At 63.9% G+C, this 22,921-nt stretch carries 16 protein-coding genes and 1 pseudogene; 8 read left to right on the forward strand and 9 right to left on the reverse strand.

From position 1 onward, the window contains the following. Positions 1–108: 108 nt before the first annotated feature. From PARN5_RS0121090 to PARN5_RS0121120, 7 genes are all read left to right on the forward strand, one after another. Entirely contained in the window at positions 109–1,239 is a 1,131-nt protein-coding gene (locus PARN5_RS0121090) for a Fic family protein (RefSeq protein ID WP_018001756.1), read from the forward strand. 166 nt (positions 1,240–1,405) lie between these two features. Then, complete coding sequence (locus tag PARN5_RS0121095) at positions 1,406–1,585, forward strand: hypothetical protein (protein ID WP_018001757.1); 180 nt, start codon at positions 1,406–1,408, stop codon at positions 1,583–1,585. Continuing rightward, positions 1,586–3,604 (forward strand): class I SAM-dependent DNA methyltransferase, encoded by a 2,019-nt coding sequence (locus PARN5_RS0121100; RefSeq protein ID WP_018001758.1) that lies wholly within the window; start codon positions 1,586–1,588, stop codon positions 3,602–3,604. It abuts the gene before it with no gap. Next, complete coding sequence (locus PARN5_RS0121105) at positions 3,601–4,869, forward strand: restriction endonuclease subunit S (RefSeq protein WP_018001759.1); 1,269 nt, start codon at positions 3,601–3,603, stop codon at positions 4,867–4,869. The genes PARN5_RS0121100 and PARN5_RS0121105 overlap by 4 nt, the downstream gene beginning before the upstream one ends. 166 nt (positions 4,870–5,035) lie before the next feature. Then, on the forward strand, positions 5,036–5,938 hold the full coding sequence (locus PARN5_RS0121110) for an Abi family protein (protein WP_018001760.1): 903 nt from the start codon (positions 5,036–5,038) through the stop codon (positions 5,936–5,938). A gap of 55 nt (positions 5,939–5,993) precedes the next feature. Then, entirely contained in the window at positions 5,994–6,920 is a 927-nt protein-coding gene (locus PARN5_RS0121115) for a GIY-YIG nuclease family protein (protein WP_018001761.1), read from the forward strand. Further along, positions 6,917–10,150 carry a DEAD/DEAH box helicase family protein gene (locus PARN5_RS0121120; protein WP_018001762.1) on the forward strand — a complete coding sequence of 1,078 codons (3,234 nt, stop codon included), beginning with the start codon at positions 6,917–6,919 and terminating at the stop codon, positions 10,148–10,150. The genes PARN5_RS0121115 and PARN5_RS0121120 overlap by 4 nt, the downstream gene beginning before the upstream one ends. A 58-nt stretch (positions 10,151–10,208) precedes the next feature. Here PARN5_RS0121120 and PARN5_RS0121125 read toward each other — a convergent pair whose 3' ends face one another. The 3 genes from PARN5_RS0121125 to PARN5_RS22750 all read right to left on the reverse strand — a co-directional run bounded on the left by PARN5_RS0121125 (position 10,209) and on the right by PARN5_RS22750 (position 12,701). Further along, complete coding sequence (locus tag PARN5_RS0121125; RefSeq protein WP_018001763.1) at positions 10,209–10,469, reverse strand: WGR domain-containing protein; 261 nt, start codon at positions 10,467–10,469, stop codon at positions 10,209–10,211. An 85-nt stretch (positions 10,470–10,554) separates the two neighbouring features. After that, the gene (locus tag PARN5_RS0121130; RefSeq protein WP_018001764.1) at positions 10,555–11,487 is read right to left on the reverse strand and encodes a DUF2493 domain-containing protein; all 933 of its coding nucleotides are present in this window, start codon (positions 11,485–11,487) and stop codon (positions 10,555–10,557) included. Positions 11,488–11,849: 362 nt separating this feature from the next. Beyond that, positions 11,850–12,701 carry a toprim domain-containing protein gene (locus PARN5_RS22750; RefSeq protein ID WP_232419512.1) on the reverse strand — a complete coding sequence of 284 codons (852 nt, stop codon included), beginning with the start codon at positions 12,699–12,701 and terminating at the stop codon, positions 11,850–11,852. 123 nt (positions 12,702–12,824) lie between these two features. Between PARN5_RS22750 and PARN5_RS0121140 the strand changes: the two genes are divergently transcribed. Continuing rightward, a complete protein-coding gene (locus PARN5_RS0121140) occupies positions 12,825–13,877 on the forward strand; it encodes a toprim domain-containing protein (RefSeq protein ID WP_026155646.1) in 1,053 nt (350 codons plus the stop codon). A 16-nt stretch (positions 13,878–13,893) separates the two neighbouring features. On the opposite strand, the gene PARN5_RS0121145 is transcribed toward PARN5_RS0121140, so the two are convergent. From PARN5_RS0121145 to PARN5_RS0121165, 6 genes and pseudogenes are all read right to left on the reverse strand, one after another. Then, the gene (locus PARN5_RS0121145) at positions 13,894–14,889 is read right to left on the reverse strand and encodes a tyrosine-type recombinase/integrase (RefSeq protein WP_018001768.1); all 996 of its coding nucleotides are present in this window, start codon (positions 14,887–14,889) and stop codon (positions 13,894–13,896) included. Further along, positions 14,876–15,832, reverse strand: coding sequence for a tyrosine-type recombinase/integrase (locus PARN5_RS0121150; RefSeq protein WP_018001769.1), 957 nt, complete (start codon positions 15,830–15,832; stop codon positions 14,876–14,878). Before PARN5_RS0121150 ends, PARN5_RS0121145 begins: the two co-directional genes overlap by 14 nt. After that, positions 15,829–17,073: a tyrosine-type recombinase/integrase gene (locus tag PARN5_RS0121155; RefSeq protein ID WP_018001770.1), complete on the reverse strand. Its 1,245-nt coding sequence runs from the start codon at positions 17,071–17,073 to the stop codon at positions 15,829–15,831. Before PARN5_RS0121155 ends, PARN5_RS0121150 begins: the two co-directional genes overlap by 4 nt. A gap of 78 nt (positions 17,074–17,151) precedes the next feature. Beyond that, on the reverse strand, positions 17,152–18,207 hold the full coding sequence (locus tag PARN5_RS0121160; protein ID WP_026155647.1) for a toprim domain-containing protein: 1,056 nt from the start codon (positions 18,205–18,207) through the stop codon (positions 17,152–17,154). Between the two features lie 110 nt (positions 18,208–18,317). Beyond that, a pseudogene (locus tag PARN5_RS25040) lies at positions 18,318–18,512 on the reverse strand (DNA primase); the annotation flags it as partial. Between the two features lie 3 nt (positions 18,513–18,515). After that, positions 18,516–22,892 carry a strawberry notch family protein gene (locus PARN5_RS0121165; RefSeq protein ID WP_026155648.1) on the reverse strand — a complete coding sequence of 1,459 codons (4,377 nt, stop codon included), beginning with the start codon at positions 22,890–22,892 and terminating at the stop codon, positions 18,516–18,518. Positions 22,893–22,921: the final 29 nt, after the last annotated feature.

Below are 22,921 nucleotides of genomic sequence, written 5' to 3' on the forward strand. Positions count from 1 at the left end.
CTTCGGTTTGTCGGTCATCCCGGCCTGCAGGTCCTTTGAGCGATAGAGTTGACTTCTATGCCTCAAAAGTGATCTAGATATGAGTTATAGAAAGGATGTCTATAACTCATGGCTTGGAACTGGACGCTGCCTGATTGGCCGGATTTCCGGTATGACGCCTCCGCTCTGGAGCCGTTTGAGCAGACGTTTCTCCTGTCGTCCGGGGAAATCCTCGGCGCGGTCCATCATGTCAGCCAGCCGGAGCGCGAGCAACTCCGCATCGAACTGCTCAGCGAGGAAGCGATGCAGACGAGCGCCATCGAGGGTGAAATCCTCGATCGGCTCAGTGTCCAGTCTTCGCTGCGCCGCCATCTGGGCCTCGATCCGGACAGCTACCCTGCCAAACCGCGCGAACAGGGCGTCGCGGAAATGATGGTGGACGTCTATTCCAGCTTTGCAGAAAAGCTGAGCCACGAAACGCTGTACCGTTGGCATCGGATGCTCCTGTCCCATGACCGCCGGTTGGAAACCATCGGGGCCTACCGACGCCACGCCGAGGCGATGCAAATCGTTTCCGGCCGCCTTGACCGGCCCACGATCCATTTCGAAGCGCCTCCCTCGGAGCGGGTCATGCCTGAGATGGAGCGATACGCGGATTGGTTCAACAAGACCGGGCCGGGGGGAGCAGAGCCGCTTCCAGCGCTGACGCGCGCAGGGCTAAGCCACCTCTATTTCGAGAGCATCCACCCATTCGAAGACGGCAACGGCCGCCTGGGTCGCGCCCTCGCTGAAAAGTCTCTGGCGCAGAACATTGGCCAGCCGACCCTCATCTCGCTCGCCTTCACCATCGAGAAGGAGCGCAAGGCTTACTACGACCAGCTCGAGCAGCATCAAAAAACGCTCGACGTGACCGATTGGCTCGTCTGGTTCGCAGAAGTTGTCTTGAAGGCCCAACAGGCAACACTCGACCGCGTCGGCTTCTTCATCAGCAAGGCACATTTCTACGATCGTCACAGGGACCAGTTGAACGAACGCCAGGCCAAGGCCATCGCTCGCATGTTCCGGGAAGGTCCCGGCGGGTTCAAAGGTGGCCTCAGCGCCGAGAACTATCTCAAGATCACCGGAACCTCGCGCGCAACCGCAACCCGCGATCTGCAGGACCTGGTCGAGAAAGGTGCGCTCAGCCGAACCGGTGAGCGACGCCATACGAGGTACTGGCTAATACTCTCAGAAACAACGACATCGAAGGTGTCAGCGTGACCCGAAAGAACACAGATCGATCGGAACAAGGAACTGGATCCGAAGTCCCCTAAAAAATCCGCTTTCCAACTTTGGATCAGGTTGAAAAGGGGCTGCCCAAACGAATGTGATTGAATTCTTTAATGGAAGAATGGAAGGTAAGTCATTATCCGCGAGGAGATGCCCGATGGGTGATGATGCCGCGAAACTTTCGAACCTCAATTTGAAGATCACCGAGGATGAGCGGTGGGCTTTCAAGGAACTCTGTGTCCGGCACCGGATGAGTCAGGTCGACGGCTTCCGTTTGGCAGCACGATTATTGGAACAGCACCTTGAGACGAAAACGAATAGCAGTGAAGGCGCATAGATGAGTACCCAGACGACGAACACCTCCCTCGCCGATTTCATCTGGAAGAACGCGGACGACCTTTGGGGAAACTTCAAGCACGTCGATTTCGGCAAGGTAATTCTGCCTTTCACCCTTCTGCGCCGCCTGGAATGCGTGCTGGAACCGACCCGGGATCAAGTGCGCGAAACCGTCAAGACGATGAAGGACAGCCCGATTGATCTGGGCGTGATCCTGCGGACCCAGACCGGCTACCCGTTCTACAACACCTCGAATTACGACCTGCGCAGCCTCGGCGCGACCCGGACCCGCCAGAACCTCGAGGATTACATCGCCTCCTTCTCCGACAACGCCCGGGTCATCTTCGAACAGTTCGATTTCGCGAACACGCTGGCCCGGATGGACAAGGCCGGGGTGCTCTACAAGATCTGTCAGAACTTCGCCGCGATCGACCTTCACCCGGACGCGGTTCCGGAGCGGGTGATGTCGAACGTCTACGAGCACCTGATCCGGCGCTTCGGCGCCGAGGTGAACGAAGCGGCCGAAGACTTCATGACCCCGCGCGACGTGGTCCATCTGGCAATCGAGCTGCTGCTCGACCCGGACGACCAGATGTTCATCGACAACCCGGGCTTGATCCGGACCCTCTACGACCCGACCTGCGGGACCGGCGGCTTCCTGTCTGACGGGATGGAGCACGTGAACGCCCTGCGCGACCGCTACTCCATCGCTCCGGTCATCGTGCCCTACGGTCAGGAGCTCGAACCGGAGACCCACGCAGTCTGCCTCGCCTCAATGCTGCTCAAGACCGTCGAGTCCGATCCGGGCCGCGACCTGTCGAAGAACATCAAGCTCGGCAGCACCTTGTCCGCCGACAAGCTCGCGAACGAACGGTTCCATTACTGCGTCTCGAATCCGCCCTTCGGCAAGAAGTGGGAGATGGACCAGGCCGCCGTGGTCCGGGAGCATCAGGAGAAGGGCTTCGAGGGGCGCTTCGGCCCTAAGCTGCCGCGCGTCAGCGACGGGTCGATGCTGTTCCTGCTCCACCTTCTCAGCAAGCTGGAGACACCGGAACGCGGCGGCGGGCGGGCGGCGATCGTCCTGTCCGGCTCGCCCCTGTTCAACGGGAACGCGGGGCAAGGGGAATCCGAGATCCGACGTTACCTGCTGGAAGAGGACGTGGTCGAGGCGATCATCGCGCTTCCGACCGAGATCTTCTTCCGGACCGGGATCGGCACCTACATCTGGCTCCTGTCCAACAAGAAGCCGGCCGCCCGGAAGGGCAAGGTCCAGCTGATCGACGCGACCGCGCTGTTCGAGCCGATGCGCAAGAGCGAGGGGAACAAGCGCCGCCGGGTCGGGGACGACCAGATCCGGCAGATCGTCCAGATGTATGCGGACTTCGCCGAGACGAAGGAGAGCCGCCTGTTCGACAGCCAGGACTTCGGCTACCGGCGCGTGAAGGTCCTGCGCCCGCTGCGCAAGAAGATCGTGATCTCCCCCGAAGGGCTGGCGGCGCTCGCGGATGAAACCGCATGGGGCAAGCTCGCGCCCGAAGCACAGACCGCCTGGACCGCGCTGTTTCAGGCGGACATGGGCGAGGCGCATGGCTGGCACCGGTTCGAGGCCTGGGTCAAGAACGCGGCAAAGCGCGATGCGGGTCTGGGCAAGGTCAACGCCGCCCTGATCAAGGCGTTTCAGAAGGCGTTCGGCGTGCGCGACCCGGACCTCGATCCGGTTCTGGACAAGAAGGGTGAGGTCATCCCCGACGACGACCTCACGGATTTCGAGAACATCCCCCTCGGGACCGACATCCGGGACTACATGGCGCAGGAGGTGCTGCCCCATGCGCACGACGCCTATGTCGATGAGACGTTCCGCGACGACTACGACGGTCAGGTGGGCGTCGTGGGGTATGAGATCAACTTCAACCGCTACTTCTATGAATACCAGCCGCCCCGCGATCTGGAGGAGATCGACGCCGAGCTGAAGGCCGTCGAGGCGGACATCGCGGCGGTGCTGGCAGAGGTCACGGAATGACGGGTCGCACCTACCCTGAGTATCAGCGTGCGCCCGAAGCCTGGATGGGTGAAGTTCCCGCCCATTGGGGCTTGGAACGCATGAAATATGGCCTGACTGAGAAGACGACGAAGAGGGGACCGGATTTACCTCCGGGCGCCATCAGTTACGGCAAGGTCGTCACAAAGGACGCCGAAAAGATCGCGCCCGAAACCCGAGCCACCTACCAGGAAGTCTTGGCAGGCGAATATCTGATCAACCCGATCAATCTGAACTACGACTTGGTCAGTCTGCGGACCGCATTGTCCGAAATGGATGTGTGCGTCAGCCCTGCATACATCGTTCTGAGGGCCGTCCCAGAAAAGGTTCATCCCGTTTTTGGGAACTATGTGCTTCATGTCTTCGATGTGTGCCATATGAAGACCCTTGGCGCAGGGGTTCGACAGACGATCACCTTCAAGGACATCGGGCAGTGCGTTTGGCCGCTCCCGCCGATGGAAGAACAGACCGCCATCGCCCGCTTCCTCGACCGCGAAACCGGCCGGATTGACGGCCTGATCGAGAAGAAGACCCGGTTCATCGCGTTGCTGAAGGAAAAAATCCTCACCTTTTCGGACGCGTGCGTTACCGGGCGCGACGACAGCCAGCGCACCGTCAAGGACGTCGATATTCCTTGGGCACCTCGGATCCCGAAACACTGGACCGTGCGCAAGGGGAAGCATCTTTTCGAAGAGATGGCGCGCCCGGTGGGTCCGGACGATGAAATCATCACCGCGTTCCGCGATGGGCAGGTCTGCCTCAGGAGCAAGCGGCGAACAGAAGGCTACACCTTCGCCGAGAAGGAAGTCGGATATCAAAGGATCCTGAAGGGCGACTTGGTCATTCATACAATGGATGCCTTCGCTGGAGCGATTGGGGTTTCGGAGGACGATGGAAAAGCGACCGGCGAGTACGCGGTGTGTAGACCTCGCTCCGATGAGGCCGTCCCCGAATACTACGCCTATCTGCTCAGGTGCATGGCTCGGCGAAACTACATCTATGTTCTGTGCCCTTCTGTACGTGAAAGAGCGCCGAGGTTCCGGTTCGTGCGGTTCGCGCCCGTGAAACTTCCCGTGCCCCCGCGCGAGGAGCAGCTTGAAATCGTCGGTCAGATCGAACGCGCCACGGCGCGACTGAAGAACCTGATCGCCAAAACCGAGCGCAGCATCGACCTCCTCCGCGAGAAGCGCGCGGCGCTGATCACCGCCGCTGTGACCGGCAAGATTGACGTGAGGGCGGCGGCATGACTTTTGGCGCGGACCGGTCGGTTTCTTATTGCTTTGGTAGGATTCCTGCCCTATCTAATGTCTCAACAAGACCCGCCACGCCTCGGACGGAACCTCGGTTTCGCACTGCGCACCCCGGCGGGTTACTTGTTTTAAGGGTATCGCTTTCGCGGCACGGAGGTGCCGCATGAAGTTCGAAAAACCCGCCGTTTCCGTCCCGGATCAGGTCGAACTGCTAAAGCGCCGCGGCATGATTGTCGGGGACGAAACCCAGGCACAGCACTACCTGAACTTCATCTCCTACTACCGGCTGCGGGCCTACTGGCTGCCCTTCGAGGTGCCCGCCGCGAACAACGGCGACCACGCCTTCCGTGACGGGACAACCTTCGAGGATGTGCTGACGCTCTACATCTTCGACCGTGAACTGCGGCTGCTGGTCCTCGACGCGATCGAGCGGGTCGAAGTGGCCCTGCGCGCGCAATGGGCGCATCACATGGCCATGACCTATGGCCCCCATGGCTATCTCGAACAGGGCCACTATGCCCATATCGGGCGTCATGCGGATGCGGTTGCAGAGCTCAAGAAAGAGTTTTCCCGCTCGCGCGACACCTTTGCGACCCACTATCGCGACAAATACACCTCGCCCAAGCTGCCGCCGGTCTGGATGGCGGCGGAGGTCATGTCCTTCGGGTTGCTTTCGAAATTCTACAGCGACCTGAAACTGCGCGGCGATAGAAACGCCATCGCGACCCCCTTCGCGCTGGATGAAAAGGTGGTCACGTCTTTCGCCCATCATATCAGCCATGTCCGCAACATCTGCGCCCACCATGGCAGGCTTTGGAACAAGCGCTTCACGGTGAAGATGACGGTTCCGAAATACCCCGCCAAGCTGCCTGTCGCCATGCGGGATGCCGATCCGCGCTATCTGCACAATACGCTGGTGATGCTCGATTACCTTTTGGCGCTGATCGCACCAGACAATGAATGGAAACAGCGCCTTGTTGCGCTGATCGACGGCTGCCCGTTGGCCGATCCTGCCAGCATGGGCTTTCCGGCGGATTGGCGCGCCAGAGCGGTGTGGAAGGTATGAGGATGCCGGTTTCTGCCCAAACGAAGCTGGCAAGACTTGTGAAAGAGGTGCCCGTATGACCACAGGCGAACCCTTCGGGCGGACCATCCAGCTTTTCCTGGTCGACGGGAAACCCACGGGCCTGCGCAAGGCGACGATCCACGGATGGACCGGCCTGTTGTTTGTCAGCGGCGCCTCGGCCTTCGGCGATCTGACTGCCCGGTCCGAAGTGGACCGGACCGGGGTCTATATCCTGTCCGGCCCGGACCCGGACAAGCCCGGTGTGACCCGTGTCTATATCGGGTCGGGGAACTCCGTGGCAGAGCGGATCGAACAGAGCGCGAAGAAGCGCGACTTCTGGGAAACCGCGATCACCGTCACCACAAGCGACGATGATCTGTCGAAGGGGCACGCCGAATATCTCGAAGCGCGGCTGATCCGTGTTGCCGCGCAAGCAGGCCGGGTGACACTCGACAACGGCACTCAGCCCGACACCGACCGCCGCCGCCTGCCCGAGGCCGATGTCGCGAACATGGAGCAGTTCCTGTCAAACCTTCGGATCATTTTACCGGTCATCGGGCTCGATATGCTCAAGCCCCAGCCCCGGGCCGTAACCCAGGTTGCGAAACCCGCAGAAGACCGAACCGCCGAAGAGGTCCATTTCGAGATCCGCCACAAGAGCGGCGTTCAGGCGACCGCCGTCGAAGAAGACGGGGAGTTCGTAGTGCTGGAAGGCTCCGAGGCACTGATCGGGACCGGGTATGTTCAACAGAGCTATGGCGGCTTGAAGGAGAAGATGATCGCCGAGGGCGTTCTGATCCCCCATGCAGAAGACAGGATGCGCTTCGCGAAGCCCTGGCCGTTCAGCAGCCCCTCGGCCGCCGCGGCTGTCGTGCTGGACCGGAACAGCAACGGGCGGCTGGAATGGAAGGTCCGGGGATCGAAGCTGAATTATCACGAGTGGCAGCAGGCGCAGGCCGGCGGATCAGAGGTAACGGAATGAGCGACCTGCATCACGAGAAGCACCTCGAGTCCTACATCGTCCAGAAGCTCGCCGCAGCGGGCTGGCTGGTCGGCTCGACCGACGCCTATGACGCGGACCGGGCCATGTACCCTGAGGACCTGGAGGCCTGGCTCCGGGCCACCCAGCCACAGAAATGGGACCGGCTTCACGCGATGAACGGCGACAAAACCCTCGCCATGGTCATGGAACGGCTGGAAACGGCCCTGGAAAAGCAGGGGATGATTCAGACCCTGCGCCGGGGCTTCTCGATCGCGGGGGCCGGTCACCTCGACCTTTCCGAGGCGGCCCCGGAGGACCAGCGTAATAATGCGGTCCTGCAACGCTTCGCATCAAACCGGCTGCGGGTCGTGCCGCAGCTGAAATATCACCCAGGCCGCGAGCTCGCCATCGACCTCGGCCTGTTCCTGAACGGCCTGCCGCTGGCCACGGTCGAGCTGAAGACGGACTTCACCCAGTCGGTCGAGCACGCGAAGGCCCAGTACCGGAAGGACCGGCCTCCGATCGACCCGGTCACGAAGCGCAAGCACCCGCTCCTGACGCAGCATCGCGGCGCCGTGGTCCATTTCGCTATGTCGGACAGCGAGATCTGGATGAGCACGAAGCTCGCGGGCGAGGACACCTTCTTCCTCCCGTTCAACAAGGGGGACAACGGCCGGGCCGGTAACCCGGCCCGGGCCGACGGGGAATACCCGGTCGCGTACTTCTGGGAGGAGATCTGCCAGCCGGACGCGTTCCTGCGGATCTTCCACAGCTTCGTCTATGTCGAGAAGAAGAACGTGGTGGACCTCAAGGGAAACTGGTCGGTCAAGGAGACCCTGATCTTCCCCCGGTTCCACCAGTTCGACGCGGTCAACAAGATGATCAGCGACGCGAAGGCGAAGGGTCCGGGGCACCCCTACCTGTGCGAGCACAGCGCCGGTTCCGGAAAGACCTCGACCATCGCCTGGACGGCGCATGACCTGGTGAAGCTGCGCCGGGACGACGGGACGCCGATCTTCGACACGGTGATCATCGTGACAGACCGGAACGTCCTGGACGGGCAGCTGCAGGACGCGGTCCAGCAAATCGACCACCAGAAGGGGCTGATCGCGGCGATCGACCGGGAGACCTCGTCGAAGTCGAAGAGCGAACAGCTGAGCAAGGCGATGCTGAAGGGCACTCCGATCATCGTGGTTACCATCCAGACCTTTCCCTTCGCGATGGAGGCGATCCTGACCGAAAAGTCCCTCCGGGACCGGAACTTCGCGGTGATCATCGACGAGGCGCACAATTCCCAGACCGGAAACACGGCCTCGAAACTGCAGGCAACGCTGGCCCTGTCAGCCAAGCAGGATATGTCGGAGATGACGGTCGAGGACATCCTTCTGGAGGTCCAGCGGTCTCGGAAACGGCCGGCAAACGTGTCCCATTTCGCCTTCACCGCGACCCCAAAACACTCGACCATGATGCTCTTCGGACGCCCGGCGGACCCGACAAGGCCCGCGGCGGACGACAACCTCCCGGCCTCGTTCCACAAATACGAGATGCGCCAGGCGATCGAGGAAGGGTTCATCCTCGACGTGCTTCGCGGCTACGTCCCCTACAAGACGGCTTTCAACCTCGGGCAGGAGATCGTCGAGGAGAAGCGGGTCGACGGGAAGGCAGCAAAGCGGGCCTTGGCGAAGTGGATGACGCTGCACCCGACGAACGTCACACAGAAGGTTCGGTTCATCATCGAGCACTTTTCGAAGAACGTGGCCCACCTGCTGGACGGGAAAGCGAAGGCCATGGTGGTCACCAGCTCTCGGGCCTCTGCAGTCCGGTACAAGCGGGCGTTCGACGCCTTCATTGCGGCGAACCCGGAATACGGGAACATCCAGACCCTCGTCGCCTTTTCGGGCAAACTGACCGGGCGAGAGGTCATGCACCCGAATGACGACCTGTTGCAGGGGGATGCGTTCGTCGTTGAGGAGGATGCGGAGTTCACCGAGGCGAACATGAACCCTGACGCGGGCGGCAAGGACCTGCGCCACGTCTTCGACCGGCCGGAATACCGGGTCATGCTGGTGGCGAACAAGTTCCAGACCGGATTCGACCAGCCGAAGCTAGTCGCGATGTATGTAGACAAGAAGATCGCGAACGCGGTCGAGATCGTCCAGACCTTCTCTCGTCTGAACCGGACCTTTCCCGGGAAGGACCAGACCTTCATCATCGACTTCATCAACGACCCGGAAGTGGTTCGGGCCGCTTTCGCCCAGTATGACCGGGGCGCCAAGATCGAGGAGGTGCAGGACCTCAACGTCATCTATGACCTGAAGGAGTTCCTCGACGACCAGGGGGTCTATGACGAGGCACATGTCCTCGACTTCCAGAAGGCCCGGTTTCGGACAGCGACCGCCGCCGCCAGCGGCACGGATGACGAGGCAGCGCACAAGGCGATGTACGCCGCGACGCAGGAACCGACCGACGCCTATAACCATCGGCTCACGGAGCTTCGAAACCGGGCCACAGAGGCCGAGGACGCCTGGCAGAAGGCGAAAGCGGTCGGGAACGAGGACGGGATGAAGCGCGCCGATCACGAGCGCGAACAGGTCGAGACAGCGATCATGTCGCTGACGGATTTCAAGGCCGGCCTGTCCCGGTTCGGCCGCCTTTACGCCTACGTTGCTCAGCTGATCGATCTCGGTGACCCAGACCTTGAGGTCTTCGCCGCCTTCTCCAAGCTGCTCGCGAACCGTTTGGACGGGGTGCCCGCTTCCGAGATCGACCTGCACGGGATCGCGCTGACTGGCTATGACATCTTGGAGCGAGAGGAGCCTAAGGACGGGGAGGATGAGGAGCCGCCGACCCTCGCCCCGGTGAAGGGCGGTGGCGGCGGTGGGCGGCCTGGAGCGCTCCCGGTCTACATGCAGGAGCTGATCGAGCGCCTGAACAGCCTCTTCGGAGAGGCGAGCCCACTCGAGGACCAGGTCGCTTTCGTGAACCAGGTCGCCGCGATTACCCGCCAGAACCCGGTTGTGATGGCCCAAATCGACAAGAACAGTAAAGATCAAGCGATGAAGGGGAACCTGCCCGGCGCGGTGCAGGCGGCAGTGGTCCGGGCCATGTCCTCGCATAGCGCACTCGCCACGCTTCTCCTTAGCAAGGATCGGCAGGCCCTGCCGATCCTCGAAGGGGTGATCTACGAGATCCTAAAGCGAGGCGAGGCGTTGGACCTTTCTCCCGATTGATCCAGCAGAACTCTTGATGCGATGAAACACTGGGGAAAATGGCTGCGTCCAAGAGCGTTCACTGAACGTACCCGCGACGCTTCTTCGCCGCTGCGAGTTTCAATAGGGCGGTCACAGCATGCCCCTCGTCCGAGTGCTGTTCGATTAGCATCTGCCCTCGAAACCCGATACGGCCCCATTCCCGCACGAGGCAGGCACCGCCAAACAGGTCTGGCTGAACGCTCATTCGATAGAAGCGCCGCATGTTGAGAGACGGGTCGATCCGCTTGAGATCGACCGTCGTCGGGAACACTTCCATTTGCTGCGATATGTCGAACATGTTGTTGGCGCCCCTCTCCAGACCACAATATCAAGCGCTCTTCGACGTTTCCACATTGTTCTGTCCCGAAAAGAAAGAGGGGGGCTCACGCCCCCTTCTCGAACTTCATGACCGGGATGCCAAGCTTCTTGGCCTTGTCGGCGAGGTTTTCCTGAATACCGGTCCCGGGGAAGACGAGGACCCCGACCGGGAGCACATCCAGCATCGCATCGTTGCGCTTGAAGGGCGCGGCCTTGGCGTGCTTGGTCCAATCAGGCTTGAAGGCGACCTGCGTCACGCCCCGAGACTCTGCCCATTTGGCGGCGATGAGCTCTGCGCCCTTCGGGCTGCCACCGTGCAGGAGGACCATGTCGGGATACTTGGTCCGGACCTGGTCCAGCTTGCCCCAGATCAGGCGGTGATCGTTGAAATCGGTCCCGCCGGTGAGGGCGACCTTGGGGCCTGCGGGAAGCATTACCTCGGTCTCGGCGCGGCGCTTGGCGGCCAGGAAGTCGCGGCTGTCGATCAGGGCGGCGGTCATGTGCTGGCGGTTCACCATCGAGCCGGTGCGGGGGCGCCAGGTCGATCCCGTGTGATGGACGAACTCGGTGGCGGCGTGATCGCGCATCATGTCCATGCAGTTGCGCCGTTCGACGAGAGTCAGGCCTTCGGCCGTCAGGCGCTCGAGTTCGACGGACTTCACTTCGGAGCCGTCCTGCTCCCGCTGGAGGCGGCGCTGCGCCTGCTCGTTCTCATCGAGCGTCCGCTCGATCCGGGCCGTGGCGCGGTGGAAGAGGTTGACCTGGCCCCAGAGCACTTCTTCGAGGTCGGGTTCCATGCGGGTGTCTTCGAGGGTCGCGACGAGGGCATCGAAGATGTCGGCGACGGCGACGGCGAGGCGCTGGCCATCGGGCATCGGGCGCGGATCGGGCTCGTCAAAGGGGCGATAGCCGTAGAGCTGGAGCTCGTCGAGCGCATGGGCGGTCTGGGATGCGCTATGGGCGGGTTCATACGCGTCGTCGTGGGTATGGATCGTCATCGGTTTCTTGCCTCCGGGCCTGTCTCGTCCGCGCGTCATCCAGCGCGGTCTTCATGGGCAGACCCGAGCCGTCGGGGCGGTTGCCCCTTCACCCCGGCTTCACCGGGGCCGGAACAGCGTGGAGGAGGTCGGCAGGGAAGCTATTTGTCTCGCGATGCAAAGGCGGCTCTGCCGCCGGCGGAAATAGGTTCCCTGCCGCCCTTGCAGGGGCAACCGCTTTGACGGCCTGCCCATCTCTTGAAGGCCGCTCGGGTGACGGGTGGATGCGCAAGGCCCGGGATGGGGTGAGGACGACGATCCAGAGCCACGACTGGGATGCAGCCCCCTTCCCCGCACTCCCAGACCCCCCTGCGTGATGCAGCTCAGCTGGGCAGGCGATGCCGATCATCTGGCCCGATCTGACCTGCCAGATACTGGTGCAGCGCGTCTTTGCCGTTCGCCCGAAGATCATCGTTGAAATCCACGAGCCGCGGTTCCAGCACCCGCGCACGCACCCCGACCTCGGAGGCTCTGGCGCTCAACTTCTCTGCCGCGCGCTGCCCAGCCTGATCGCGATCGATCGCGATGTAGAGGCGCTTCAGCCCCTCTGGCAGAAGGACCGCCCCGAGGTGACCCGAAGAGAGTGCCGCCCAGACGGGAAGGCCGGGGATCGCCTCGGACAGGGACAGCATGGTCTCGATGCCTTCGCCGATGACGAGGATGTCATCGTGCGGGGTGAGCCTGACAGCATTGCCGAGGAGGTGACCCATAGCCCGACGCTCTGGATTCACTGCCGCCTTCCCCTGCCCGTCAGGCGCCAGCCAGGTGCGATGCACGCCCTGCACGGCCCCTGCCCCATCGGTAACCGCCGCGATCATCGCCGGTCTGGGGATGCTCCGGGTCTGCCCCTCTTCCCGATGCCAGCACTTCGGGTGGAAGCGTAAGGCGCCGTTCGCCCCGAATTGGGTGATGCCTCGGGAACGGAGGTAGGTCTCAGCAAGCGTGCCTGTGATCGGGTTCGAGGCAGCAAACAAGCGCGCCGCTGCCGCAGGAGTGCCACCGGGGGCTTTGGCCTTCCTTTGAACTGGTTTATCCGGGAGGACCGGCTGCGGACGGCCAAGATGCGCTCGGGCTTCGGCGAGAAGGTCGGGGAAACGCGTGATCCCCGTCCGGGCGCGGATGATGTCGAGAAGATCGCCGTGCTCACCTGTGGCCCCATCCGTATTATGTGGAATTCCACATAATACGGAACATGTTGCGGCGCGGGTTATGTTGCGGTGGCGTGGACTTGCGCGGTTCTGCTTGGGTTTTCGCGGAGCTGGGCAACATAACCTCGGCGCGACGGGGGGATGTTCGTGATGGCGCGAGATGCAGCGGAGCTGTCGCGCCGACTCGCGCGGGACGCAGAGGCCGTGTGTCGGCATTACCTTCCCAACGGTCGACGGCAAGGTCAGTACTGGACCGTCGGCGACGCGCGTAACTCGCCGGGGCGGTCGATGTTCGTCCGGCTGAAGGGGCCGGAGGCAGGTCCCGGGGCGGCCGGTCATTGGACCGATGCCGCCACGGCCGAACACGGCGACCTGCTCGACGTGATCCGGGAGAGCTGTAGCCTGACCTCGTTCGGCGATGTCGCCGAGGAGGCGCGGCGTTTCCTGAGCCTGCCGCGGGTCGAGCCTGTTGCTGCGATCAATCCTGCACCTGCCCGGGTCGCGACGGGTTCTCCGGAAGCGGCGCGGCGGCTGATCGCGATGGCGCAGCCGATCCGGGGCACGCCGGTCGAGGCCTATCTGGCCAGCCGCTGCATCTTGCCGGTCCATGATGCGGGGGCGTTGCGGTATCATCCACGCTGCTACTATCGACCCGACGATGGCGGACCAGCGCAGCGGCGTCCGGCAATGATCGCATCCGTCACCGACCTGCAGGGCAGGATCACCGGGGCGCACCGCACCTGGCTCGCGCCGGACGGCTCGGGCAAGGCGGCGGTCACCACGCCCCGGCGGGCCATGGGCAACCTTCTTGGCCATGCCGTGCGCTTCGGGGCGGCAGAGGATGTCCTTGTCGTTGGCGAAGGCATCGAGACGATCCTGTCGCTGCGGGCGGCGCTGCCGGGCATGCCGATGGCCGCCGCGCTGTCGGCAAACCATCTCGCCGCGCTCAGGCTGCCACCGTCCGTGCGTCGGCTCTATGTCGCCCGCGACACCGATGCCGCAGGCGACAGAGCTGTCGCGACCCAGGCCGAACTTGCGACCAGTGCGGGCATCGAGGTGCTGACGCTCTCGCCTCGTCACGGTGACTTCAACGACGACCTGACGGCCCACGGCCTCGACAACCTGCGCGCAGCGATCCGGCCCCAGATCGCGCCAGAAGATGTTGCAAGGTTCTATGGCAGAGGAGCGGCCACGACCGGGTGAGACGACCGCAACGGTGTTACAGGGCATTCAGGAAGGCCATGAGGTCCTTGTCCTCCTTCCACCGCCTTTTCGGTCCCGGAGAGCCGACCTCGCAAAGCGCCACGGCATTCGCCTTCAGCGTGAGGTCAATCTCGGCATAGATGTTCGTGGTGCTGATCGATACGTGGCCGAGCCAAGCGCGGATGGTGTTGATATCGACGCCAGCGAGCACGAGATGGCAAGCCGTCGTATGCCGGATCACATGTGGCGTCACCGTCCGATCCGCCAGTCGAGGCACATCGGCAGCGCAGCGCTCGACCAGTCGATACACGCCGAACCGTGTGTAGGCTTGGCCGAGCCTGCTGAGGAACACAGGGGCTTCGGGCGCGCGGCCGAGGATCTGTTCCGCCAGGACTCGCTCCGTTTCCGGCCAGAGCGGGCATAGGCGTGTCTTGCCGCCCTTGCCGCGCAGGGTGGCCATATCGTGACCGCCCCGATCGCGGTCGAGATCCAGGTCCCGAACCTTCAGTTGCGAGACCTCGGAGACCCGGGCTCCAGTGTTGTAGAGGAAGAGAAGGAGCGCGTATTCGCTCTGCCCTCGACGGGTCTTGCGGTTCGGAACCGCGAGCATCGCTTCCATCTCCTCCCGCGTCAGCCAGCCGACCGGAGGCGACATCGCCTTCTTCGCGGCGATCGCGCGGATATGGCCGCACCATTCGACATGCGCCGGATCCCGGCTGCCGACGAAGCGGGCGAACGCCCGGATGGCCGCCAGCCGTTGATTGCGCGTCCTGACGGAACATCCGCGATCCTGCTCGAGATGGGCAAGGAACTTCAGGACAAGTGCCGAAGTGAGGTCCTGCGTGGCGAGGCGTTCGATGGGCTTCCGGACCTTTCGGCTCGCGAAGGGCAGGAGCAGCTTGAAGGTATCACGATAGCTCGCGCGGGTGTTCCGGGCTAGATTGCGCTCGCTGACGATATACTCGGTCAGGAAGCGCCGGAGCCATGGCCCAATGAGATCACGGTCTGGCATCCGACCCTCCTCCGGCATAGCGCGCGAAGCGCAGCGAGGCCTGCGCGAGAAGGTCCGGCGTCATCGTCAGATAGACCTTCGTGCCTTCGAGGTCGGAATGACCGAGATAGGTGGAGAGCGCGGGCAGCAATCGCTGTACATCCGCTCCCCGTCGGTACCAGGCCATCAGGCTGTGAACCGCGAAGCTGTGCCGGAGGTCATGCAGACGCGGGTTCTCCCGCCCGCCGACCCTGCCATGCACATCCGCAACGCGTCTCAGGCGATCGAAGGCGGTCTGAACGGTGCTGCTGGAAAGCCGCGTGCCGTCGCGGTTGGCGAGCAGGAACGACGTGGCACTCTCCGCGATCCGCGCGACGGGCCGAACCGAGAGGTGGGCACCCAGTATTCGCGCAAGCCGCGGACCCACGGGAACCAACCTGCTCTTGTTGAACTTCGTGTCGCGGATCGTGAGGATCGCCTCCGCCGTATCCACATCAGACAGCGTGAGAGCGGTCGCCTCCCCGAACCGCAACCCGGACCCGTAGAGCATCAGAAGCAGGGTCCGGAACGTCCCGGGGTCGAGTTGCCGGGAGCCTTGCAACGCAGCATCGATGTGATCCGGGTCGAAGAGGCGCTGCAGCTGCTCCCGGCTGTAGATATGCGGCGGTGCCTGCAATGGCGGGCGCCGCTCGCTTTCGGGAAGCGGCGACGAGAGGGCATAGCCGCGACTGATCGCATAGCGCCAGAACCCGGCGAGCGCATAATACTTGTTTTCGCGGTGCCGGGTAACGGGGCCCGTCCCGGCGAGGAAGGACAGGACCTGCGCGTTTGTGACAGCGTCGCATCCGGCGTCGCCATCGGCGTGCTGAAGGAACTGTCGAAGCAGGTTTCGCGCCGTCAAGAACTTTACGCCGTGCGCCTGGCGCCATACCACGTAGTGTTCGATCGCCTCCCTCAGCTTCATACGAGACCCTCCAGATCGAGGGCCGCGACCTCCCGCAGGGTCCGGAGGTCGACCTTGGCGTAGATCGCCGTCGAGGTCGGGGCCCGGTGCCCGAGGAAGTCGCCGATGACTTTCATCGCCACGCCCTGGTCCAGAAGGTGTTGGGCGGCGGCATGGCGAAGGGCATGGGGTCCCCTTCGGCCAGAGACCACCCCGATCTGGCTCAGGCGATCGCGCACGATCTTGCCCAGAGCCTTCCGCCGAAGGGGGCGGATCGGGGCGCAGGATGTGAAGAAGAGGCTCCGCCCGAAGCCGGTGGGACGCCCGTTCCGGATGTAGTCGAGGATGGCGCCGCCGACCTCCTGCGACAGCGGCCACAGATGCGTGCGACCCGGCTTTGGACAATGCACGCGCAGGAGCGCGTTCTCCCAGTCGAAGTCATCGAGGCTGAGACCCGCGACTTCGCCGGCACGCAGGCCGAAGGAGGCGAAGAGCATCAGGATCGCGCGATCGCGCCTGTCGACGGGGCGCTGCCCCTCAGACGCCAGCAGACGTTCGACATCCTTACGCTTGATGCCCTTCGGAAGGCTTTCATCGGCCCTGTATCCGGGCGCGACGATGCCCGCGGCCAGCCCGGGCCGACACCACCCGCGCTTCTCTGCGAAGCCGACAAACGACCGGACGCGCTGCGCGAAGTCGTGCATCGTTCTCCGGCTCCATACCCCGCGTTGGTGCTTATCGCCGATGATGCGGTCGATATCGGTGATCTCAAGAGCGTCGAGCCGTATCCCCATCTGGTCGAGGTGTTGGAGGAATGTACCGGCAGCGCGCCCGTAGCTCTCGATACTGGCCGTTGCCAGGCCCCGTTCGTCGCGCAGCCAGTGCTCGTATGCCTGAAGCGCAGGCTGAAGCGTACGAAGTTCGCCTTTGGCGTCCTCGAGCCAGCCGAGATACCGCACGAGTTCAACACAGTGACTGACGAAGCGTTGGCGGGCCTTCGACGTGGCCGTCGTAGCGCTTCTGCGGCCCCGCGGCTCCGACCAGAGTCTCGCGGCGGCTTCGATGTCCCGCTGGTGGATCCGATCACCGTCGCGAAGGTCCAGAAGGCGAACGAGGTTGAGGTGGGCGTTGGCTTGTTTGCGCAGGTTGGCGCGGCTCGCGCCGGTTCCCTTCAGGTGGACGAGGTAGTCCGCGCGTTGTGCAGCGAGCGGGGCGTCACGATGTTTCGCCACGGCGGGCGGCAGGAAGATGTCTTGGAACATGGGTGCGTCTCCATAATGTGGAGGCACAGGATTTCGCAGGTCAGGACATGATTTGTGGGTTTTTCGGTGCGGACGGTTTCACGAACACGACCTCGCTCCGCCATTCAGCAGGAACCTTGCGACATCTTCTGGCGCGATCTGGGGCCGGATCGCTGCGCGCAGGTTGTCGAGGCCGTGGGCCGTCAGGTCGTCGTTGAAGTCACCGTGACGAGGCGAGAGCGTCAGCACCTCGATGCCCGCACTGGTCGCAAGTTCGGCCTGGGTCGCGACAGCTCTGTCGCCTGCGGCATCGGTGTCGCGGGCGACATAGAGCCGACGCACGGACGGTGGCAGCCTGAGCGCGGCGAGATGGTTTGCCGACAGCGCGGCGGCCATCGGCATGCCCGGCAGCGCCGCCCGCAGCGACAGGATCGTCTCGATGCCTTCGCCAACGACAAGGACATCCTCTGCCGCCCCGAAGCGCACGGCATGGCCAAGAAGGTTGCCCATGGCCCGCCGGGGCGTGGTGACCGCCGCCTTGCCCGAGCCGTCCGGCGCGAGCCAGGTGCGGTGCGCCCCGGTGATCCTGCCCTGCAGGTCGGTGACGGATGCGATCATTGCCGGACGCCGCTGCGCTGGTCCGCCATCGTCGGGTCGATAGTAGCAGCGTGGATGATACCGCAACGCCCCCGCATCATGGACCGGCAAGATGCAGCGGCTGGCCAGATAGGCCTCGACCGGCGTGCCCCGGATCGGCTGCGCCATCGCGATCAGCCGCCGCGCCGCTTCCGGAGAACCCGTCGCGACCCGGGCAGGTGCAGGATTGATCGCAGCAACAGGCTCGACCCGCGGCAGGCTCAGGAAACGCCGCGCCTCCTCGGCGACATCGCCGAACGAGGTCAGGCTACAGCTCTCCCGGATCACGTCGAGCAGGTCGCCGTGTTCGGCCGTGGCGGCATCGGTCCAATGACCGGCCGCCCCGGGACCTGCCTCCGGCCCCTTCAGCCGGACGAACATCGACCGCCCCGGCGAGTTACGCGCGTCGCCGACGGTCCAGTACTGACCTTGCCGTCGACCGTTGGGAAGGTAATGCCGACACACGGCCTCTGCGTCCCGCGCGAGTCGGCGCGACAGCTCCGCTGCATCTCGCGCCATCACGAACATCCCCCCGTCGCGCCGAGGTTATGTTGCCCAGCTCCGCGAAAACCCAAGCAGAACCGCGCAAGTCCACGCCACCGCAACATAACCCGCGCCGCAACATGTTCCGTAAACTTGCCCGCTGCCCCTGGCCCCGACGTGGGCCCGGTCAGCCGCACGAAGAGCGAGCGGCCAGGATTGTTTTGCAGGTCACCCACGATCCAGTAGGATCCTTCCCGCCGTCCGGCGGGAAGGTAGGCACGACAGACGCCTTCGGCATTTTCTGCCAGATCGCGCACGAGGTCTTCGGTCTCGGAATACATGGGTCAACAACCTCCGCGATCATGTAGCCTTGCGACAGGACAACGTGCAAGCAGACGATCCAGTATCGCGACGCCATCGGCGTCGGTTGGGCAAAACAGCCGAAGCTTCCAACTAATAATCTCCGAGAAGAAGCCGTCGGCCTTGAGCCGATCCTTGGCTGCCTCCGAGAAGCCCGACAGTTCGATCCGGTTCGCGCCCATGACGCGCGAGCGGTGCAATTCCATCCCTTCGGACAGGCACACCACGGTCTTGCCCTCCAGAACGAGGGCATGGACCTGCGCGGCCGAGAGCTTGGGCGCATCGGCGGCCAGCGTGGTCGCGACCCAGGCAGGCGAGACGCGGCGGCCGATGATGCGCTGCCCGTCATCGGTCTGCAGGCGGTAGATGCGGGTTTCATCCTGGGGAAGCTGCTTCCAGATCGGCAGCAGCAGACCTGCCACGATGTGCAGCGTGGAGTCCGAAAACTCCGGCACCTCGGCCAGTTCCGCAATCCACGCCGCAGTGAAGGCCGCGCGGTCGGCCTCGAGCCAGTGGGTGTCCTCCATGACCTTGGCCGGGACCGTGCTGGCATCAAGCGGGCGGATCAGGCGCAGGCGCGGCTCGATGGTCCCATCATCCAGCATGTGACTGGTGGCGGGAACCTGCACGGCAGCCCGGCCCGAGCGGCTATTGACCAGAAGCCGCGCCTGCGGGTCATCAAGCCAGTCGAGCGCATCCGCGAGCGAGGTTGGCGTGTTGCGACGCTTTTCAGCGATGGTCAGGAGCTGGGTTGCCGCACCGGAGCCGGGATGGGTGTAGATCACGCGTGCCTCGGTGACGCGGAAGCTCTCGGCGCGCAGGGTCTCGAGCCCGAGGTCATACACCCCGGCAGCGATGGCCCCCTCGATCCGTTGATCGAGCAATTCCTCGAAGGCCGAGAAGAGCACCGCCTGCATGTCGATCGTCAGCGCGAGCAGGCGATTGAGGAAGGTCGTGATCGGCGGCAGGTCGTCCTTAAGACCGTTGTCATCGGTCAGGCTGAGCCCCGTGGCATCCTCGAAAGCCCCAAGCGAACAGCCAGCCACATCGCCGCGATAGATGCGGCGGTAGAGCTGGCGCAGGGCATCGCGGGCATAGGGGCTCTCGAGGTTGTCCTCGGGTCGGAACAGCCCCTGCCCGCCGGTCTGGCGTTGGCCGCGCGTGATGGCCCCTAGCGTGTCAAGACGCCGCGCGATGGTGGAGAGGAACCGCTTTTCTGCCTTCACATCCGTGGCAACGGGCCGGAAGAGCGGCGGCTGCGCCTGGTTGGTGCGGTTGGTGCGGCCCAAGCCTTGAATGGCGGCATCGGCTTTCCAGCCGGGTTCCAGCAGGTAGTGAACCCGCAGGCGCTGGTTCTTGGCCCCAAGATCGGCGTGATAGCTGCGCCCCGTGCCGCCCGCGTCGGAAAAGATCAGGATGCGCTTCTGGTCATCCATGAAGGCGGCGGTCTCGGACAGATTGGCAGATCCGGCCCGGCTTTCGACGACAAGCCGCGCAGAAGCCCCGTCTCCCTTCCGCACGATGCGCCGCGAGCGGCCTGTGACCTCGGCCACGAGGTCGGTGCCGAAGCGCTGGACGATCTGGTCGAGCGCCCCCGGGACAGGCGGCAGCGACGCCAGCTTTTCGATCAGCGCGTCGCGCCTGCGGGCGGCCTCGCGGCATTCGACCGGCTGGCCATCGCGCACCACGGGCCGGGACGACAGGTTGCCTTCGCTGTCGGTGAAGGGCTCGTAGAGCAGCACCGGGAAGCAATGGGCGAGGTAGTCCAGGACATATTCCCTGGGAGTGATGTCACAGCGGATATCGTTCCATTCGTCGGTCGGGATCTCCGACAGGCGGCGTTCCATCAGTGCCTCGCCCGTCGAGACGATCTGGATGACCGCCGCATGACCCGCCACCAGATCGGCATCGATGGATGCGATCAGCGTGGGGGTCTTCATCGAGGTAAGCAAATGGCCAAAGAAACGCTGTTTGGCGCCCTCGAAGGCTGACCGCGCAGCGGATTTCGCCTGACGGTTCAGCGTGCCGCTCTCGCCAGAAATGTTCGCCGCCTCCAACGCCGCGGTCAGGTTGTTGTGGATGATGGCGAAGGCCCCGGCATAGGCATCATAAATGCCGCGCTGCTCGGGGCTGAGCGCATGTTCGAGCATCTCGTATTCGACACCGTCATAGGAAAGCGACCGCGCGGTGTAGAGGCCGAGCGCCCGGAGGTCGCGGGCCAGGACCTCCATCGCCGCGACACCGCCAGCCTCAATGGCTTCCACGAATTCCGCCCGGGTTGCGAACGGGAAATCCTCCCCGCCCCAGAGACCGAGACGCTGAGCATAAGCGAGGTTGTGGACCGTCGTCGCGCCCGTGGCCGAGACATAGACCACGCGGGCATTCGGAAGTTTGTGCTGCAGGCGCAGACCCGCCCTGCCCTGCTGCGAGGCCATGGTATCGCCCCGCTCGCCTTTGCCCCCGGCAGCATTTGCCATGGCATGGCTTTCGTCGAAGAGGATCACCCCGTCGAAATCCGCCCCGAGCCAGTCGACGATCTGGTCGACGCGGGATTTCTTGGCACCCCGTTCTTCCGAGCGCAGCGTCGCATAGGTGGTGAAGAGGATACCCTCGGCGAGCGGAATGTCGCGCCCTTGTGCGAAACGCGACAGCGGCGTCACCAGAAGCCGCTCCTGGCCAAGCGCCGACCAGTCGCGCTGCGCATCCTCCAGAAGCTTGTCGCTCTTCGAGATCCAGAGCGCCTTGAGGCGGCCTTGGCACCAGTTGTCGAGCAGGATCCCAGCCGACTGGCGGCCCTTGCCCGCGCCGGTGCCATCACCGAGGAAGAAACCCCGGCGGAAGCGGACGGCGTCAGCGGCATCGTCGGGCGCGGCCGAGACCATGTCGCCGGTCTCATCGACGATCCAAGACCCTGCGAGATATGCGCCATGCGCCTCCCCCGCGTAGATGACGGTCTCGAGCTGCGCGTCGGACAGCAGGCCGTCGCGCAGGATGGTCGCCGGAAGCTTGGGGCGATAGGAGGGTTTCGGAGGTGCGACAGAGGCCATGGCCGCCGATTGCACAAGCTTGGTCGGGTGCGATGCGGCGTCTGGGATGTCGATAGCCTGCAGACGGAAGGTCTCGTAGATCGCGTCGGACAGCCGTGCGGCATCTTCGTCCTCGGCGGCGTCGCGGAGAGCGTAGTCCAGTTCCTCGGCCTCAATCGGCGTTTCGGGTTTCGCCATTTGAACCGCAGAGGTCGCGCGCGATCGGCTGGTGGTTGTGTGAGTGGCGCGGGCAGGACTTCCCGGGAAGAGGGAAGAATGGAACAGACCCGCATTTACGGCCTGTTCCAGTTCGAGGCGTGGCGGAACCTCGGCAGTGACCCGGGACATCAGATGCGCCACGTCCGGGGATGTGGGTTGGCGCAGGTCTGCGGTGATGCCGCCCGGCTCGCCTCCGCGGCATTTATCGAAGACAGAAATCCGCGTCTCGAAGCTGGTCCCATGTTTGGCGAAAGCGGCGCCCGACAACGCGCCGGTGTAGACGAGATGGGCGGTCTCGGTCAGACGGCCGAAGGTCTCGGCCCAGGCAGGCGCATCCGGCGCGAAACCGGCTCCGGTGATGGCGACGAGCCGTCCGCCGGGGGCCAGACGCGCGAGGGCCGAGCGCAGATGCCGGGCCGTCGCCTCGGTTGTCCGACCATCGACATTAGCCACGGCCGAGAAGGGCGGGTTCATCAGGATGACGCTCGGGCTTGAGGAGACATCGAGATGATCGTTGATCTGCGCGGCATCGAACCGGGTGACCGGTCGGCCCGGGAACAGCAGCCGAAGAAGGTCGGCGCGGGTGTCCGCCAACTCGTTCAGAGCCAGAGTGCCGCCGGCGATCTCGGCGAGGATCGCCAGAAGCCCGGTCCCGGCAGACGGCTCTAGGACAAGATCACGGGGCGTGATCTGTGCTGCCGCCACAGCCGCGAGCCCCATGGGCAGCGGCGTCGAGAATTGCTGAAAGCGCTCCATCTCTTCCGACCGCCGGGTGTGCGTGGGCAAGAGGCCTGCCACCTTGGCGAGGATCGGCAAGAGCGCCGCAGGCGAGCCGGCACGCGCAAGCAGCGCCCGACCGAACTTTCGCAGAAAGAGGATCAGCGCCACCTCGCCCGCCTCATAGGCGAGCTTCCAGTCCCAGGCACCGGTCGCATCGGAACCGCCAAAGGCATGTTCCATCTCGCGGCGCAGACGCAGCGCGTCGATCTGAAGCCCTTGCGCCAGATCGGGCTGAAGCGCTTCGGCAACAGCAACAATCGCAGGGGCAGGATTTGCTGCCAACGGAACAACGGGCGCAGGCAAGGACGCCTGCGCAACAGGGGCAAGATGGGTCATCGGGAAACTCCGGAATGAAGGACAGGATC

It is taken from the genome of Paracoccus sp. N5 (assembly GCF_000371965.1).
Taxonomy (GTDB): Bacteria; Pseudomonadota; Alphaproteobacteria; order Rhodobacterales; family Rhodobacteraceae; genus Paracoccus.

Bases quoted from the DNA above. Each gene is read 5' to 3' on its own strand.
- PARN5_RS0121100 (WP_018001758.1), top strand. From the start codon at position 1,586: ATGAGTACCCAGACGACGAACACCTCCCTCGCCGATTTCATCTGGAAG.
- PARN5_RS0121150 (WP_018001769.1), bottom strand. From the start codon at position 15,832: ATGAAGCTGAGGGAGGCGATCGAACACTACGTGGTATGGCGCCAGGCG.
- PARN5_RS0121115 (WP_018001761.1), top strand. From the start codon at position 5,994: ATGACCACAGGCGAACCCTTCGGGCGGACCATCCAGCTTTTCCTGGTC.
- PARN5_RS0121110 (WP_018001760.1), top strand. From the start codon at position 5,036: ATGAAGTTCGAAAAACCCGCCGTTTCCGTCCCGGATCAGGTCGAACTG.
- PARN5_RS0121120 (WP_018001762.1), top strand. From the start codon at position 6,917: ATGAGCGACCTGCATCACGAGAAGCACCTCGAGTCCTACATCGTCCAG.
- PARN5_RS0121125 (WP_018001763.1), bottom strand. From the start codon at position 10,469: ATGTTCGACATATCGCAGCAAATGGAAGTGTTCCCGACGACGGTCGAT.
- PARN5_RS0121140 (WP_026155646.1), top strand. From the start codon at position 12,825: ATGGCGCGAGATGCAGCGGAGCTGTCGCGCCGACTCGCGCGGGACGCA.
- PARN5_RS0121105 (WP_018001759.1), top strand. From the start codon at position 3,601: ATGACGGGTCGCACCTACCCTGAGTATCAGCGTGCGCCCGAAGCCTGG.
- PARN5_RS0121155 (WP_018001770.1), bottom strand. From the start codon at position 17,073: ATGTTCCAAGACATCTTCCTGCCGCCCGCCGTGGCGAAACATCGTGAC.
- PARN5_RS0121130 (WP_018001764.1), bottom strand. From the start codon at position 11,487: ATGACGATCCATACCCACGACGACGCGTATGAACCCGCCCATAGCGCA.
- PARN5_RS0121090 (WP_018001756.1), top strand. From the start codon at position 109: ATGGCTTGGAACTGGACGCTGCCTGATTGGCCGGATTTCCGGTATGAC.
- PARN5_RS0121160 (WP_026155647.1), bottom strand. From the start codon at position 18,207: ATGGCGCGAGATGCAGCGGAGCTGTCGCGCCGACTCGCGCGGGACGCA.
- PARN5_RS0121165 (WP_026155648.1), bottom strand. From the start codon at position 22,892: ATGACCCATCTTGCCCCTGTTGCGCAGGCGTCCTTGCCTGCGCCCGTT.
- PARN5_RS0121145 (WP_018001768.1), bottom strand. From the start codon at position 14,889: ATGCCAGACCGTGATCTCATTGGGCCATGGCTCCGGCGCTTCCTGACC.
- PARN5_RS0121095 (WP_018001757.1), top strand. From the start codon at position 1,406: ATGGGTGATGATGCCGCGAAACTTTCGAACCTCAATTTGAAGATCACC.